Genomic DNA, 16,045 nt, shown 5'->3' with positions numbered 1-16,045 from the left:
AGCCCGCAACTCCTGCGGGCCGTTCCTCCACCCAATCCTGCGTGAGGTGCACCATGGCCAAAGTTATCCTGAAGAAAAAAATCGACGCCCCGTCCAGCGCCCTGGGTGATGTCAGAAGCTATGCCCGCAAGATCTGGCTGGCCGGCCTGGGGGCCTACGCCAAGGTCGGCAGCGAGGGCGGCGAATACTTCAAGGAACTCGTTAAGAGCGGACAACATATTGAAAGCAAAGGCAAAAAAGTTGCAGTTGAACAACTTGATGCGGCCAACAGTCAGATTGATCAAGTAAAGAGTAATGTCTCGTCGGTCAAAGGTCTGGTAGAAGTTCAGCTGGATAAAGTTGAAAAGGCTTTTGATACTCGTGTTGCAAGTGCCTTGAATCGAATCGGCATTGCGTCTAAACATGACGTTGAGACACTCTCTGCTAAGCTCGAAGAGCTGACGGCATTGCTCGAACGTGTCGCGCGTAAACACTAAGGAGACAACGGGATGGCTGTTAAAAAGAATACTCAGAAAGAAGGCAGCTCGTGGATCGGGGAAGTTGAAAAATACTCCCGTAAGATCTGGCTTGCTGGTTTAGGCGTGTACTCGAAGGTCAGCAGTGATGGCGGCAAGTACTTCGAGACATTGGTCAAGGATGGCGAGAAAGCCGAGAAGTTGACCAAAACCACGGTCGGCAAGAAAGTCGACGCGGCCAAGGCAAGCGCGGGTTCAGCCAAGACAAGCATTTCCGATACCTGGGGCAAGTTGGAAGAAACATTCGACAAGCGTCTCAACAGTGCCATTTCACGCCTGGGCGTGCCCAGTAAAGCTGAACTCAAGACGCTGCACAGCAAGGTCGACACCCTGACCAAGCAGATCGAAAAACTCACCGGCGCCAAAGTGGCCCCGGTAAAAGCCGCCGCTGCCAAACCTGCGGCTAAAACGGCGGCTGCCAAGCCGGCCGCAAAAACCGCCGCCAAGCCGTTGGTGAAAGCCGCCGCCAAGGCGCCGGCCAAAGCGGCAGCCAAACCGGCTGCGACTGCCAAGCCTGCGGCCAAAACCGCTGCAGCGAAACCGGCCGCCAAGGCCGCCACTAAGCCGGCAGCGGCTAAAGCAGCGGCCAAGCCCGCCGCCAAAGCCGCGGCAAAACCTGCGGCCAAGCCAGCAGCGAAGCCTGCGGCCAAAACCGCCGCCGCCAAGCCGGCCAGCGCAAAGCCTGCGGCCAAACCTGCCGCGACGAAGAAACCCGCCGCCGCCAAAAAGCCTGCGACCAGCAAGGCAGCGGCCCCGGCAGCGTCACCTTCCAGCGCCAACTCGGTGTCCGCGCCGACGCCTGCCGCGACCACCCCGACTGCAACGCCGTCCAGTGCGACGCCTTCCAGTCAGTCCTGATTTTTCCAGGACCTGAAAAATGCCCGGCCTGCAAAGGTCGGGCATTTTTTTGCGCGCTCAGTGGTAAGTGATCGACACGGTCACGGTGCTGGCCAACGTACCCTGGGTCAGTATTGCGCCGGTTTTATGGTAGGCGGCCGTCAGCGGCAGTACGGCCTTCCTGTTGCTGGTCGCCACCGTGCGGCTGCGTTGCGTCGGGGTGCCGTTGGCCGGAATGATCGAAAAGGCTGGCGCCCGATGGGCCAGCCACAGCGCCGTGCCGCCTGAGGTGCCGGTGTTGGCGAACAGCGAGGCGTCCCCGCCCGCGGGTGTGCCGGTGAACAGGAACGTCACACTGCTGATATCCGATTCGCAATCGGCGGAGAGCTCAAAATCCAACGTTCCGGCATAGGCGGCCTGGTCGAAGTCTGAAATTTTGATGGTCGGCAGGGTGATGCTGCGATTGACGTCGCCGGCATCGAGGTCGCAGGTGCCGGCGTCGACCTGGCCGCTGAAACGCAAGGTGCCGGTGGTGGCGGCCTGAGCCGCGGTTGTCGCCAGGCAGGCAGTCATTGCCAGCCGGAGCGCAAGGTTTCGGATGCTTATCAAATCGTTCTCCAGGCCTCAGTTGTACGTCAGGGTCACGGTGGCGGTGCTGGCGAGGGAGCCTTGGCTGACCGTGCCGTTCTTGTGATAGGCCGCGCCGAGCGGCAGTACGGCGCGATTGGCGGATACGGCCACTGTGCGACTGCTGTCGGTGCCATTGGCAAGGATGTCCTGGGTGCCGCCGTTAAGCCGTGAATACAGGCGCAGCGCGATTCCGCCGGCAGTCCCGGTGTTGGCAAACAGTCGGTCATTGCCTGGTGCCGGACTGCCGGTGAAGCGAAAGGTGACCTGTGCGGCATCGCTGCAATTGGCGGTTAACTCAAAGTTGCGCGCACCTGCGCTGGTGGCGCTCTGAAAGTCGCTGACTTTTACCGGCGCCAGGGCAATCGTTCGGTCCACGTCGCCGACGGACAGATCGCACGTTGCAACGGGACGGACAAAGCGCACCGAGTTGCCCAGCCGCAGCAAAAAACCGTTGGGCCCGCTGCCCCAGCGATCCAGGAAAATATCGCCGCTGGGCACGACCCCGGTGGTGACTGGCCCGATTTTGTAGAACGTCGCCTCTGCACGGGTGAGGGTGTAGTACGAGCCGGGCGGCATCACGGTGCTTTGGCTGAACAGTCCGTAGGCATTAGTCACGCCTCGGGCATCGGTAATGGTGATGCGGATGCCCACCCCTTGCACCTCGGTGTGATAGGCGCCGGTGCTCGGATCGGTAACCTGTGGATAACGCCCGATGACGGTCCGCCACGTGTGTGAGGGGCAACGAATGAGCTGGCCCGGTGCCGTGCCGCTGAAATGCGCGCGGGTTATGACGCCTCCCACCGCCAGACTGTTGGGCACGGTGATTGTTGCCGGAAGGGTGAGCGTGTGCGTGGAGTTGGGGTAGCTTACGCAATCGGCCCGGGCGCCGAGGGCCAGGCCCAGCCCCAGGAGTATCGACAGGCCAGTGAGGACGCGCTTCATCTTTGATCTCCCAAAAAACAGGGGTGAACCTTGGCCGGTCATAGGGACGCAGGCCGTGGGTGGCGGGTCGGCTTCAGTTGTACGGCAATGGCGGGGCTGCCCCGGCACGTGCCGGCGTTCACGTGGCGCAAACGCCTGGCGCTGTCGGTGTTGCCCCTGGTGCCGAGGGCATACGCCAATCGGCAGCTGGCATGGGCCTGGGTGCCCCACTTGACGCTCAACCACCCCTGGGGCTGTGCCACGCGCACAAAGGCTTTGCCACCCTGGGCGACAATCCCGACGCTGGCGCCCTGCTCATCGAACACGTCCGAGCCGAACGGCAGCGCGCTGCCGTCTTCGCGCAGGGCTGTGATCAACAGCGCCTGGCCGCTGACCGTCTCAAAGTGCAGCCTGACCACCGCGCCCGCGCGCGGCGCCACGTTTTGCGCGGCGGTCTTGAGTTCGACGTCCACCGACAAATCCTTGGGGTCCAGCTCGACGACGTTCTGTCGATAGGGCGTGAGATGGGGTACCACGGCATAGCCGTTCCCGCCGATCTGGCCACTGTGGTTGCCATTGATGCGCGCGCCTTGCGCATCCGGCGCCTGCACAATGCCAAGGGTGTCGCCCAGCTCTGGGGCGAAGGTCACGCCGCCGGCGTGGGCGACCAGGCCGCCTGTCATGCCCAGCGAGGTGGTGCGGTAGGCGTTGCTCTGGCCAAACCCGGCGGACAGCGCGCTGTAGGGCGTCTGGTACTTCACGTCCGCATAGGTGGCCTGGGTGCTGCCGCGTGCGCGGCTGGCACCCAGGCCGTAGGTCAACTCACTGCGCTCACCGAGGCTGCCGCCCAGGCTGACAAGTTCGCCGCTGCTTTGGCTGCCGTGGTACGCGGTGGTGGTCAGGGTTGGCGAGCGCGCGCCGTGGCCCAGGGGCAGGCTGAAGGTAAGGTCGATTTGTTTGTCGACCTTTTCCGTCAGCAGATCGCGGGTTCGTTGGGCGCTGAGGGTGCAGTGCAGCCCGCGCCAATTGGCGCTGTAACCGGCGGTGAAGGTCAGGTTGCCCTGGGTGCGGTTCCAGTAATTCTGCGACGACCCGGTGAAGTACACCGAGCCGTTGCCCAGGCTCTGGTTAAGGCTGAGGTCCATGCGGTCACGCAGGCGCGACACGTTATCGAGGTTGCCGGCGTCGATGGCCAGGTCACGTAGGCGCGCCGAATCGCGCACGCTCAGGAAACCCTCGGTGGAGTATCGATAGGCACCGAGCGCGAAATGGGTGCCGGTCTCGGTGAAGTTCTTGCTGTAGCGAAGCTGCACACTTTGCCCCTGGCGAGTGCCGTGGCCGGGCAGACTGGCATCGGAGTGAGTCAGGTCCAGCGACAACGCGCCCAGGGGGGTATTGAAGGCTGCGCCCAGCAATTGCGAGCGATAGTCCTCGCCCAGCACCGCGCCGGCGTAACCGGTGAGCAGGTTGCTCAGGCCACGCTGATAGGTGGCCTGCAGCAGCTTGGGCGGATGGCGCAGGCCCACCTCATCCAATTGGCCGACGCTCAGCGCATAGCGCTGGTGGCCGGGGCGCAGCAGGTTGGCGTTGGCGGCGAACGGCACGATGAATTCACGCTTGCGTCCGTCGGCCTCAGTCACCGTTACCGTAAGATCGCCGCCGTAGCCGGTGGGAAACAGATCGTTGAGCACAAACGGCCCGGGGGCCACCGACACTTCATCGAGCAGCACGCCGCGCTGGCGCACGCTGACCCGCGCATTGGTGAGGGCGACGCCACGCACCACCGGCGCAAAACCGGTCTGGGAGTCGGGTAGCATCCGATCATCGCTGAACAGGCTGGCACCGCGCAGGCGAACACTGTCGAACAGCTCGCCGGGGGTGTAGATCTCACCCGTCAGCAGTTGCGCGCGCAGCGGGCTCACTTCGCGTTGCACATAGGTGGCGCTGCTCTGATACCCGGAAGCGGCCTGGGAGTGGCTGTAACTGCCGTCGTGGCGCCAGTGCCAGTCGCCCAGATTGAGTCCGGTGTTCAGGCCCAGGTAGCGGGAGGCCAGGGAGCGGTCGTTGGTCCTGGTGGAAAATGTATCGGCGTTGTAGCGCACAAAGGCGGCGTCCACGCCGCTGTCCCAGTGCCGAGGGTCCACATAGCCGCGCGCCGTGCGTGGCAGGTAGATCTGCGGAATGTGCAGGTCCAGGCGGTTTTCACCCGAGTCGTACAGGCTGCGGGCGCCGGGCAGGTAGGTTGCGATGTCGGCGCAAGCGGCAAACGGTGCGATGGCGGTGGTGCCTGCTTCGATGGCGTGCTGCTGGACATTGTCCATGTCGACGCCCAATCGCAGCAGCGCCTCGCGCGAAAGGCACAGCTGGGCGTTATCGCGACCGTCGAGCGCGGCGAACACCAGGGTTTCTCGTCCCATCCATTGGCCATTCAGATGCACGTCGGCGCGGTAGCTGCCGGGCAGTACAACGTTGCCCTGGCTGAACCTGGACACATCCACCGACTGGCCCGCCGCGCTGTCGGTAAAAAACGCCGGGTTGAACTCGACGTACTCGGCACCGTGGGCCTGCAGCACGTCGGCGCCGGCAAGCAGCAACAAAGAGCGGGCGGCCAGTTTCAACCGATGGTGGTCCAGGGACCAAGTGCCGGGTCTGGCCGGCGTGTGCGAACTCATGTCTAGCGTTTCCAAAAAGCGGGGGCGGTGCGAATGCCGGCATGGGAAATCCCTGCCCGCATAAAAGGGCATCAGCCGAAGGTGTGTGATCGATCCAATAGCGTCGGCGACGACGCTACGGCGGATGGCGTGGCGCCAGGGCGGTCATTGCGCGACCTTCGCCTGGTGTGAAACCTTGACCCCGAAGTCGTCGAGCGTCTGGAACGCGACGGTCGCCGCAGCCGCGGGCGGCGGGTTGAACCCCGGCAGAGCGAAGCGGCTGCGTGCACCGGGCGCCACCATGGTGCCGGCGCCGTATGTCGCGACCGCATAGGCCGGGCGTTGGTCGGCGCCACGCAGTTCGATGTGTTCGAACGTCACGTGATACGGGCTCGGGTTATAGGCTTCCAGCACCTGGCCCTGAGCGGTCTGCACGTAGCGCCATTGCAGCTTGGCGGGCGCCGCTTCGACCGCGTACGCCAGGTTCGGTGGGCGCAGGAACAGCTTGATCCGCGAACGAAAGGCCAGTTGCAGCTGGTTGCTGCGTGGTGCGTCCGCCGGCTGCGACGGCACCTCCAGCAGGTTGAGCCAGAACAGACGCTCCTGGGCGCCGGGCTGCAGATCGCCGGTGTAGGCCAGCCGTAGCACCTGTTGCTTGCCCGGGTCCATGCGAAAGATGGGCGGGGTGGCAATGAAGGGAACGGCGGTGAGGTCCGGCGTGGCGTTTTCGTCGCCGTCGTCCAGCCAGGCCTGGATCAATACGGGGGCCTGGTTCTTGCTCTCGAGCCTGACCGTGACCTCCTTATCGTTCTGGGGGTAGACGATGCGCGTGCTGTTGATCACCACGCTCGCCCGCGCCGAAGCCACACTCGACAGCACTGACACCAGCAGTACAAGTAGGGTCGGTGCGTGGAAAATCGACGTCGCGTTCATGGCTCAGTCACCCGGCGCAGGAGAGGGCAAGGTCGGTCGAGTGCGGCACTCGCGCGCCGAAGTCGCTGACCGTGGTGAATTCGACCGTGGCTGAGCCGCAAGGACGATGGCGCAGCAGCGGCAGTGCGAACCGTTTGACGTCACCGGCCGGCAGTAACAGGCTGTCATTGGCTGCCTGGTTCGGGGCTTTTTCAAAACGTCGGCCGGCGCTGAGCAAGGTCACCTTGGCCAGGGAAACATGGTACGGCGTAGGGTTGGTGGCCTGCAGCGCGAACCCTTGGGAATGCTCGACCAGTTTCCATTGCAGCCTGGCGGCCGCAGCGGCGACGGGGTAGGGCAGGGCGTGCGGGCGCAGGAACACGCGCAAGCGGGTGCGGAAGGACAGTTCCAGCTGATTGTTTTGCCCCGCATCCACCGAGCGCGGCGGTACTTCCAACACGTTGAGCCAGAACAGCCGCTCCCGGTCGGCCGCCAATGGCTCGCCGACGTAGCGCAGGCGCAAGGCCTGTTGTTGCTGGGGCTCGATGCGAAAGATCGGCGGCGACAGGGCGAAGGGCGTCCTGGCTGTGGCCGGGGTGGACTGACGGTCGCCCGTGTCCACCCAGGTCTGCACCAGGGCGGGTCGGTTACCGCGGTTTTCCAGGCGAACCACGACTTCCGCCCTGTCGGCCGGGTAAACCACACGCGTGCCATGCACGATCACGCCGGCGTGGCCGGTGGAGGCCGCCAGGGCACAGGCGGCAAGTGTGAAACAGACCCATGTCTTCATCGTTTGAACGCTCCCCGAATCAGGGGGGCCCCCGACACCTTGGGTGCAGCCCCCACGAGCCTCACTCGGCGTACTCGACCGTGAAGCCGACCCGCGTACTGACCGTGCCCTCGGAAGCGGCTCCGGTGGCATACAGCTGCGCGGCCAGCGGGATGACGGCCTGGTTGTCGGCAATCACCACGCCGGCGGACTTTTCGGTGTAGACATTGATCGGCGAGCCGTCGCGGTTGGTGACTTCCACTTGGACGTTCTTGGCGTGAGTGGTGTCGGAAGGGTCGTCAAAACCGTCGATGTTCAAGCGGCCGGTGGCCACATCGATGGCTGCGCTGGTGGGGTCGAAGGCCACCATCGCGGTGCGTCCGTTGGTGCAGCTGCCTTCGCCGGGTGCGCCTATGCGAATCGTGAAGCCCGTGAGGTTGGCGCGGCTGCCGGCGGTGGCCAGACGCGAGGCCGAGACGCCTCCCAGGTTGACGTCCTTGACCACGGCACCCGAGCCCGGTGCCGCGCCTTCCACGGTGCAGGTCACATCGGTGACCAGGCCGCTGAAGTTGATAACACCGTCGTTGGCGTATGTGGCCTGTGACGCGGCAACGGACAAGACCAGCGCAGCGGTTGCAGTGCAGAGAGCATTAACGTTCATGGTATTTCCAAGGCTGATGGAGAGTGTTCCCGGTCGCGGGTGATGACGCTGCATCCGGGATGCGTGTCCAGTTGTTCGCGATTGGCGGGATCACTAATTTGTATCTAGAAGTTAATTGTCTCTATAGAAGAGTGACGAGTTTCAGTTCGAAAATGTTCGAAAGCGTACTGTTTTACTTGAACTTTCTAAAATAGCTGTTGGGTGTGTATGAAGTTTCGTTAAGTCTTTTCTGTCGGGAAGTTCTGTAGGGCAAGTGGGTATTAATTGTCGGCTTGTATTGAAGCGTAGATATCGCTGGGCTATACCGAGCAGGTAATAACCGATGATGGTGCGTGCAGCGTTGCATTAACTTGGGTGGGTGCCTTTATGCCTGCAGCAGATTCCACTCCTTATACGGTCATGTTGCTTGATGACCATGAAATGGTGCGGCAGGGCATCGAGTGGGGCCTGAGCCAAGCCGCCGACATCAAGGTGATCGGTTCCTTCGGGACAGGCAGGCAATTGCTCGAAGCGCTCGCCCGGCAGACTGCGGACGTGGTGGTGATGGATTTTATCCTGGCACCCTCGGAAATCGACGGCCTGAACCTGCTCCAGGCGCTCAATCGGCGCTTCAGTCAGTGCCGGCCGTTGATTGTGTGTTCGCACTACACGCCAGCGACGGTGGCGCTGTCGTTGAAGGCCGGTTGCTGGGGGATTCTCGGTAAAACTCAGAACCTGGCTGAGTTGACCACGGCTGTACGCACCGTCGCACAGGGCCGACTTTACTTGCAGCCGTGTATGGTGCCCGAACTGCAGGGCATGCAGTCGGTGTTGGAAGTGGCGAACAAGAGAGCGAATGCGGACTTTTGCGCGTCGGGTCGTTTGAATAACGGTCTTACGCCCAAAGAGCAGGAAGTATTGCGCTGTTTTCTGGATGGCATGTCCGTCAGTTCAATTGCCGCCAAGTTCTCACGCAGTGCAAGTACCATCAGCACACAAAAACAATCGGCTTATCGAAAACTGGGGATAAGCAGCGACAGTGAGCTGTTCAAGTTTTCTCACCAGTTCGGTGAACCTGGATAGCCACCCCAACGCTTAAATCCGATCATCCAGATAACGCAGTGCCAGGCGCTCGGTGGCGTGCCGCGCCGGCGCCAGCAGATGCGGCGCCACCAGCATCATGATTTGGTACACCACCACGCGCACTTCCCCTTCGCGGTCGAGAATGCGTTGGTAGTCCAGGGAAAACAGTAACGTCAGGGTGATCTGTTCCACCAGTTGCCCGAGTGCCTGCGTATCGCTGACCAATTGCCCGCCCGCCTTCAAGCGTGCCAGCAGTGACGCCAGTGTGCGCTTGAGCGCCGTGAGCAGATTGCGAATGCCCTTGGCCAGCTTCGGCAGGCGCCCGGCCAGGTTCGACAGGTCCTGGAACAGGAACCGGTAATGGGCCATGCGTTCGATGATCAGGTGCAGGAACAGCCAGTAATCCTGAGGCTCCAGCTGCGCATCCGCCGGTGGGTCGAGCAGCGGCGCCAGTTCATTTTGAAAACGTTCGAACAACCCCAGTACCAACGGCTCCTTGCCGTGGAAGTGGTAATAGAGGTTGCCGGGACTGATCCCCATTTCATTGGCCACCTCCATGGTCGACACGTTGGGTTCGCCCTTGTGGTTGAACAGTTGCAGAGCGCATTCAAGAATTCGATCGCGGGTCTTCATCCAGTCTTCTTAATCTGTCGTCGAGCTCAGCGCACCCGCACATAGGTGCCCGGCGCCGCTTCCATCGGTGGGTAATTCTGGTTGCCCAGGGCGGTAAGGGTGTCGCGCTGCACGCCCGAACGTTGCTGTACCCAGTCCAGCCACTGCGGCCACCAGCTGCCTTCGACATGGTTGGCGTCGTAGTACCAGGCGCGTGGGTCGCTGCTCAGCCTGGGGTTTTCGACGTAATTGGCCTTGGGGTTGCCCGGCGGGTTAAGGATGCTCTGGATATGCCCGCTGTTGGACAGCACGAAGCGGCGATCACCGCCCAGTAATTGCGTGGAGCGATACACCGCGTCCCACGGCGTGATGTGGTCGTTGATACCGGCCACGCTGAAGCTGTCCACGGTGACCTTCTGCAGGTCGATGGGCGTGCCGCACACTTCCAGGCCGCCTGGATGGCTGAGCGGGTTGTGCTTGAAAAAGTCCAGCAGGTCGCCGTGCAGCGCGGCGGGCAGGCGTGTGTTGTCGTTGTTCCAGTACAGGATGTCGAACGCCGGCGGTTCCTTGCCCAGCAAGTAATTGTTGATCCAGTAGTTCCAGATCAGGTCGTTGGGGCGCATCCAGGCAAACACCTTGGCCATGTCGCGCCCGTCCAGCACACCTTGTTGGTAGGACCGACGCTTGGCGGCTTCCAGGGTCTGTTCATCGGCGAACAGCGTGGCGGGGCTGTCGATCTGGCTGTCCAGCAGGCTCACCAGGTAGCTGGCGCTGGAGATACGCCGCAATTGGCGCTTGGCCTGCAGGTGGCCTTGCAGGGCGGCGATGGTCAGGCCGCCGGCGCAGGCGCCCATCAGGTTGACCTCGCGCGCACCGCTGATGGCCCGGCAAACATTGAGCGCTTCTTCCAGCGCCGCCACGTAGGTCGACAGGCCCCATTCGCGATGCCGCACATCCGGGTTGCGCCAGCTCACGATAAACGTCTGCAGGCCGTTCTTGAGCGCGTACTGCACAAAGCTGTTGGCCGGGCTCAGGTCGAAAATGTAGTACTTGTTGATTTGCGGCGGCACGATCAGCAGCGGCCTGGTGTACTGTTTTTCGCTCATCGGTTTGTACTGGATCAGCTCCAGCAGCTCGTTGCGAAACACCACCGAGCCGGGTGTAGCGGCAACGGTCTTGCCGACTTCGAACGCGTGCTTGCTGACTTGGCGCGGCAGTCCATTGTTGTGCAGCAAGTCGTCGAACAGGTTGCTCACCCCGCGCACCACGCTGTTGCCGCCGGAGTTGAGCAGCTCTTTGACCGCCAGCGGATTGAGCAAGGTGTTGGAGGGCGATACCGCATCGTTGAACAGCGACAGGGCAAAGTGCGCCCGCGCCCGGTCATCGTTGCCCAGGGTGCTGTCGTCGATCCAGTGCCGGGTCTGTTTCTGCCAGCTCAGGTACGCCTGCAGGCTGCGCCGATACAAGGGGTTGAGTTGCCAGGTGGGGTCGACGAAGCGGCCGTCGCGGGGGTTGGGCTCATGCACCGTCTCGCCGAGCAGGACGCGGCCCAGCTGGCCGCCCAGGGCGAGGGCGTGACGCGCAGTGTGCACCGGGTTACGCAGGCCATGAGCGGCCACGCTGCGCAGGGTCGACAGCAGGTCGCGGCCTCTCAGCCCGGTGATCGCATTTTGCGCATTGATGAACGCGGCAGGGGTGGGCGCCGGGTTCGTCACGGGTCTTTCTCGCATGAGCCAACACTCCTTCGTCAAACCATCAACAGGCAGGCCAAGTCAGAACCATAGTCGGTTCCTGGCAAGTTGCGCGGCGGTGTGGTCCTTACACCGCGGGTCGTGGGTGAATCACTGCGCGCAGGCGCTCCTCCTCCAGGAATTTCATGATGATCGGCGCCACGGCCTCTGCGCGGGTGATCAGGAACAGGTGGCCGTCATCGATGATGTGCAGCTGCGCATTGGGAATGCGCCAGGCAAGCATGCGCATATTGATCAGTGGGATCAGCGGGTCGTCGTCCCCGGCCAGTACCAGGGTGGGCTGGCGGATCTTGTGCAGCCAATGGATGCTGGTCCAGCCCAGCCCCGCGAACAGTTGCCAGTAGTAGCCGAGCTTGCCGGCCGAACGCACTTTGCTGGCATGTTCGGCCGCCAGCTTGGCGTCGCGACGGAATGAGCCGCCGTAGATCATCGGCGCGATGCGCACCACATGAGACGGCTGGATATAGCGGCGCGGGCTCGCCATCAGCCACAGCACCTTCGGCTTGCCCGGTACCATGAAGGCGCCTGCGGCGGTCGCCGCCAGGATCAGCTTCTTGCAGCGCTCCGGGTAGTCATAGGCGAACTGCTGAGCCAGCGCGCCGCCCCAGGACACCCCGACTGCGTTTACCTGGCCGTAGTCGAGGTAATCGAGCATGCGCGCGGTGAGCTTGGCCAGGCCGGGGAAGCGGTAAGGCCGGCTGGGCGTCGAGGAGCCGCCCACCCCAGGAACGTCGAAGGCAATCACCTCCAGGTCCGGGTCCAGGGCCTGGACGAACGGAAACACCAGCTCCAGGTTGGCGCCGATGCCGTTGAAGATCAGCAATGGCGTCAAGTGAGGCTTGCCCGGACGTACCGCCGTGCGGATGGTCTGGCCATCCAGGTCGATGGTACGAAAGATGAACGGTTGCGGCATGGGGGAACCCTTAGGGTTAGAGGGGCAGCTTCAAGCTACAAGCCTCAAGCTGAACTCAATCGGCTCGAGGCTTGTAGCTTGAAGCTAACGTTCATGCACATAGGTACCTGGCGCCGCTTCGGCTGCGGCGTACGTCTTGTTGCCTAATACCGTTGGGGCCTTTTTCAGCTTGCCCGCCCGCTCCGCCTGCCATGCCTGCCAATGCAACCACCACGAATCGGTGTGCTTGGTGGCGTTTTCCTGCCATTCCAGCGGCTTGCCTGCCAGGCCATCGCTGGTCTGGTAGCGCGCCTTGGGGTTGCCCGGCGGGTTGAGGATGCTCTGGATATGTCCGCTGCTGGACAGCACGAACTCCACCTTGCCCCCAAACAACTGCGCCGATTTGTAGCACGACTGCCATGGGGTGATGTGGTCGTTGGTGCCGGCCAGGGAGTAGATATCGGCGGTCACTTGCTTGAGGTCGATCGGCGTGCCGCACACTTCCAGGGCGTTGGGGCGAACCAGCGGGTTGTTCTTGAACAACTCGATCAGGTCGCCGTGAAACGCCGCCGGCAGGCGCGTGGTGTCGTTGTTCCAGAACAGGATGTCGAACACCGGCGGCTCGTTACCCAGCAGGTAGTTGTTGACCCAGTAGTTCCAGATCAGGTCATTGGGGCGCATCCACGCGAACACCTTGGCCATGTCGCGGCCTTCCAGCACGCCGGCCTGATAGGAGTGACGCTTGGCCGCTTCCAGGGTCTGCTCGTCGACAAACAGCGCGACCTGGGTGTCCAGGGTGGTGTCCAGTACGCTTACCAGCAATGTCAGGGCGTTGACTTTCTTCTCGCCCAGCGCCGCGTAGTGGCCCAGCAGCGCAGTGCAGGTGATGCCGCCGGAGCAGGCGCCGAGCATGTTGATGTCCTTGCTGCCGGTGATCGCCGTGACCACATCGACGGCTTCCTTGAGCGCCTCGATATAGGTCGACAAGCCCCACTCGCGCTGGGCCTTGGTCGGGTTGCGCCAGCTGATGATGAAGGTCTGCTGGCCGTTGCGCAGGCAGAAGCGCGCCAGGCTTTTATCCGGACTCAAGTCGAATACATAGAATTTGTTGATCTGCGGCGGTACCACCAGCAGCGGGCGTTCGTGCACCTGCTCGGTGACGGGCTTGTACTGGATCAGCTCCAGCACATCGTTGCGAAACACCACCGCGCCTTCGGTGGTGCCCAGGCTCTTGCCCACTTCGAAGGCGCCCATATTGACCTGGCTCGGCATGCCACCGTTATGCACCATGTCCTTGGCCAGGTGGGACAGGCCGTCGAGCAGGCTCTTGCCGCCGGTTTCAAAGAAACGTTTGACCGCCGCCGGGTTGGCCGCGCTGTTGGTGGGCGCCATGGCTTCGGTCATCAGATTGATCACGAAGTGGCCGCGGCTGATGTCCTGTTCGGACAGGTTGCTGTCGCCGATCCAGTCGTGCAGTTCCTTGCGCCACGCCAGGTAGGTTTGCAAGTAACGTTTGTAGAGCGGGTTCTGGCTCCAGGCCGGATCGTGGAAGCGACGGTCATCGCTTTCCGGCGCCAGCGCCGATTTGCCGAACATCACGTTTTTCAGTTCCACGCCGAAATGGGCGACATGCTTGACGCTGTGCAACGGTTGCTTGATGGCTTGGGTCAGTACCATCTTCGCCGAGGCCAATAAATCCTTTTTGCGTAGCGCGATGATCGGGTTCAACCCCAGGGTGTTTTCCGAGGCCTGGCGTTTCAAGTCATCGTTGTTCTTGTTACTCATCTACGACGCTCCATTGTCCGAAAGACGAGTACCGGGTACCGCTGCGCACCAAGTTTCGATACACAACACAAGCCTGGTACTGCGACTCGGGTGACCGTTGATACCGCATCGTCAAATGCAGGGAACTTGCCAGTTCCATTGGTTACCCGAGTTTAATTTTTTTCGCAAGCCGGCCAATCATTGGCCTATAGACAGGGCATTCAAGCAGATGGAATTAGAAAATGCCCTCTAAAGAGCAAGACGGCTGACTTAGAGCATCAGGCGCACGACCGATTCACTCGGGTCGCGGGTTTTGCCGGCGGCCTTGAGTTCGGCGAGATAATCGGCCCACAACGTTTCCTGACGCACGGCCAGTTGGTAGAGGTAGTCCCAGGTGAACAGCCCGCTGTCGTGACCGTCGTCGAAGGTCAATTTCAGTGCGTACTGGCCGGCGGGCTCGACCTTGGTCAGCCGCACGTTCAGCTTGCCGAATTGCAGGATGGGTTTGCCGTGGCCCTGGACCTCGGCGGAAGGCGAGTGCACCCGCAGAAACTCGGCGGGCAACTGGTAGACCTCATCGGGGCCGTAGGTGAGGCCGAGGGTGTTGGAGGTTTTGTGCAAATTAACAGCGGTGGGGAATTTCGGCATTGGGGACACCTTGGGCTGCAAGCTACAAGCCGCGAGTTGAATGTGCTCAACTCGCGGCTTGTAGCTTACAGCTTGCGGCTTACAGAATGTACCGCGACAAGTCTTCGTTCTGCGCCAATTCGCCCAAGTGGCTGTTGACGTAGTCGACGTCGATTTTGATCGCTTCGCCATTCTGCAAGCCCGCCATGTCGCCGGCGCTGAAGGACACTTCTTCAAGCAGGCGCTCAAGCAGGGTGTGCAGGCGACGGGCACCGATGTTCTCGGTCTTCTCGTTGACTTGCCAGGCGATCTCCGCCAGGCGCTTGATGCCATCGGCCTGGAACTCGATGCCCAGCCCTTCGGTTTTCAGCAACTCGCGGTATTGCTCGGTAAGCGAAGCGTGCGGCTCGCTGAGGATGCGCTCGAAGTCGCCCGGAGTCAGGGCCTTGAGCTCGACGCGAATCGGCAGGCGACCCTGCAGCTCCGGCACCAGATCGCTGGGCTTGCTCAGGTGGAACGCACCGGAAGCGATGAACAGGATGTGGTCGGTCTTGACCATGCCCAGCTTGGTATTGACGGTGCAGCCTTCGATCAGCGGCAGCAGGTCGCGCTGTACGCCTTCACGGGACACATCGACGCCGCCGGAGTTGCCACGCTTGGCCACCTTATCGATCTCGTCGATAAACACAATGCCATGCTGCTCGACCGCTTCGAGGGCCTTGGCCTTGAGTTCTTCTTCATTCACCAGGCGCCCGGCTTCCTCGTCGCGCACCAGCTTGAGCGCTTCCTTGACCTTGAGCTTGCGGCTCTTCTTCTTGCCCTTGCCCATGTTGGCGAACAGGTTCTGCAACTGGCTGGTCATTTCTTCCATGCCAGGCGGCGCGGAGATGTCGACGCCGGACACTTCGGCTACTTCGATTTCGATCTCCTTGTCATCCAACTGACCTTCGCGCAGACGCTTGCGGAACAGCTGGCGTGTGTTGGAATCCGACGCTGGTGCGGCGTCTTCATTGAAACCCATGCGCGCCGGTGGCAGCAGGGCGTCAAGAATGCGTTCCTCGGCGGCGTCTTCGGCGCGATGGCTGACCTTGGTCATCTCCTGCTCGCGCAGCATCTTCAGCGCGGCGTCGGCCAGATCGCGAATGATCGACTCGACGTCACGGCCCACATAGCCCACTTCGGTGAACTTGGTGGCCTCGACCTTGATGAACGGGGCGTTGGCCAGTTTGGCCAGGCGTCGGGCGATTTCGGTTTTACCGACACCGGTGGGGCCGATCATCAGGATGTTCTTGGGTGTTACTTCAACGCGCAATTCTTCGGGCAATTGCATCCGGCGCCAGCGGTTACGCAGTGCGATGGCAACGGCGCGCTTGGCATCGTCCTGGCCGATGATATGGCGGTTGAGTTCATGGACGATTTCACGGGGAGTCATGGACATAGT

The 16,045-nt window shown here is 62.1% G+C and carries 15 protein-coding genes; 3 read left to right on the top strand and 12 right to left on the bottom strand.

Annotated features, from left to right (window positions below):
• Positions 1-53: 53 nt before the first annotated feature.
• Positions 54-476, top strand: a complete 423-nt coding sequence (locus QRN10_RS00820; RefSeq protein WP_285427700.1) for a phasin family protein — start codon at positions 54-56, stop codon at positions 474-476.
• Between the two features lie 12 nt (positions 477-488).
• Entirely contained in the window at positions 489-1,373 is an 885-nt protein-coding gene (locus QRN10_RS00815; RefSeq protein ID WP_285427699.1) for a phasin family protein, read from the top strand.
• Positions 1,374-1,430: 57 nt separating this feature from the next.
• Here the strand turns inward: QRN10_RS00815 and QRN10_RS00810 are convergent, their stop codons facing one another.
• From QRN10_RS00810 to QRN10_RS00785, 6 genes are all read right to left on the bottom strand, one after another.
• On the bottom strand, positions 1,431-1,925 hold the full coding sequence (locus QRN10_RS00810) for a fimbrial protein (protein ID WP_219855352.1): 495 nt from the start codon (positions 1,923-1,925) through the stop codon (positions 1,431-1,433).
• 51 nt (positions 1,926-1,976) lie between these two features.
• A complete protein-coding gene (locus QRN10_RS00805) occupies positions 1,977-2,924 on the bottom strand; it encodes a fimbrial protein (protein ID WP_181080329.1) in 948 nt (315 codons plus the stop codon).
• A gap of 38 nt (positions 2,925-2,962) precedes the next feature.
• Entirely contained in the window at positions 2,963-5,575 is a 2,613-nt protein-coding gene (locus QRN10_RS00800; protein ID WP_285427698.1) for a fimbria/pilus outer membrane usher protein, read from the bottom strand.
• A gap of 144 nt (positions 5,576-5,719) precedes the next feature.
• The gene (locus QRN10_RS00795; RefSeq protein WP_253510048.1) at positions 5,720-6,487 is read right to left on the bottom strand and encodes a fimbrial biogenesis chaperone; all 768 of its coding nucleotides are present in this window, start codon (positions 6,485-6,487) and stop codon (positions 5,720-5,722) included.
• Between the two features lie 7 nt (positions 6,488-6,494).
• Positions 6,495-7,256, bottom strand: a complete 762-nt coding sequence (locus QRN10_RS00790; RefSeq protein ID WP_285427697.1) for a fimbrial biogenesis chaperone — start codon at positions 7,254-7,256, stop codon at positions 6,495-6,497.
• A gap of 61 nt (positions 7,257-7,317) precedes the next feature.
• Complete coding sequence (locus QRN10_RS00785; RefSeq protein ID WP_181080333.1) at positions 7,318-7,896, bottom strand: fimbrial protein; 579 nt, start codon at positions 7,894-7,896, stop codon at positions 7,318-7,320.
• Positions 7,897-8,295: 399 nt separating this feature from the next.
• Here QRN10_RS00785 and QRN10_RS00780 point away from each other — a divergent pair, with 399 nt between their 5' ends.
• The gene (locus tag QRN10_RS00780; RefSeq protein ID WP_502941357.1) at positions 8,296-8,958 is read left to right on the top strand and encodes a response regulator; all 663 of its coding nucleotides are present in this window, start codon (positions 8,296-8,298) and stop codon (positions 8,956-8,958) included.
• Positions 8,959-8,970: 12 nt separating this feature from the next.
• Here the strand turns inward: QRN10_RS00780 and QRN10_RS00775 are convergent, their stop codons facing one another.
• From QRN10_RS00775 to hslU, 6 genes are all read right to left on the bottom strand, one after another.
• Positions 8,971-9,591, bottom strand: coding sequence for a TetR/AcrR family transcriptional regulator (locus tag QRN10_RS00775; protein WP_181080334.1), 621 nt, complete (start codon positions 9,589-9,591; stop codon positions 8,971-8,973).
• A gap of 26 nt (positions 9,592-9,617) precedes the next feature.
• Positions 9,618-11,300: a class II poly(R)-hydroxyalkanoic acid synthase gene (gene phaC, locus QRN10_RS00770; RefSeq protein ID WP_285427695.1), complete on the bottom strand. Its 1,683-nt coding sequence runs from the start codon at positions 11,298-11,300 to the stop codon at positions 9,618-9,620.
• A gap of 88 nt (positions 11,301-11,388) precedes the next feature.
• Positions 11,389-12,234, bottom strand: a complete 846-nt coding sequence (phaZ, locus tag QRN10_RS00765; RefSeq protein ID WP_285427694.1) for a poly(3-hydroxyalkanoate) depolymerase — start codon at positions 12,232-12,234, stop codon at positions 11,389-11,391.
• Between the two features lie 84 nt (positions 12,235-12,318).
• A complete protein-coding gene (gene phaC / locus QRN10_RS00760) occupies positions 12,319-13,998 on the bottom strand; it encodes a class II poly(R)-hydroxyalkanoic acid synthase (protein ID WP_181080337.1) in 1,680 nt (559 codons plus the stop codon).
• Positions 13,999-14,247: 249 nt separating this feature from the next.
• A complete protein-coding gene (locus tag QRN10_RS00755) occupies positions 14,248-14,625 on the bottom strand; it encodes a gamma-butyrobetaine hydroxylase family protein (RefSeq protein ID WP_253510051.1) in 378 nt (125 codons plus the stop codon).
• Positions 14,626-14,704: 79 nt separating this feature from the next.
• Positions 14,705-16,042: an ATP-dependent protease ATPase subunit HslU gene (gene hslU, locus QRN10_RS00750; RefSeq protein ID WP_181080339.1), complete on the bottom strand. Its 1,338-nt coding sequence runs from the start codon at positions 16,040-16,042 to the stop codon at positions 14,705-14,707.
• Between the last annotated feature and the right edge of the window lie 3 nt (positions 16,043-16,045).

Source organism: Pseudomonas sp. lyk4-R2A-8, from assembly GCF_030209095.1.
In the GTDB taxonomy this organism is placed as follows: domain Bacteria; phylum Pseudomonadota; class Gammaproteobacteria; order Pseudomonadales; family Pseudomonadaceae; genus Aquipseudomonas; species Aquipseudomonas quebecensis.
This window is presented reverse-complemented; position numbering and strand designations above follow the sequence as displayed.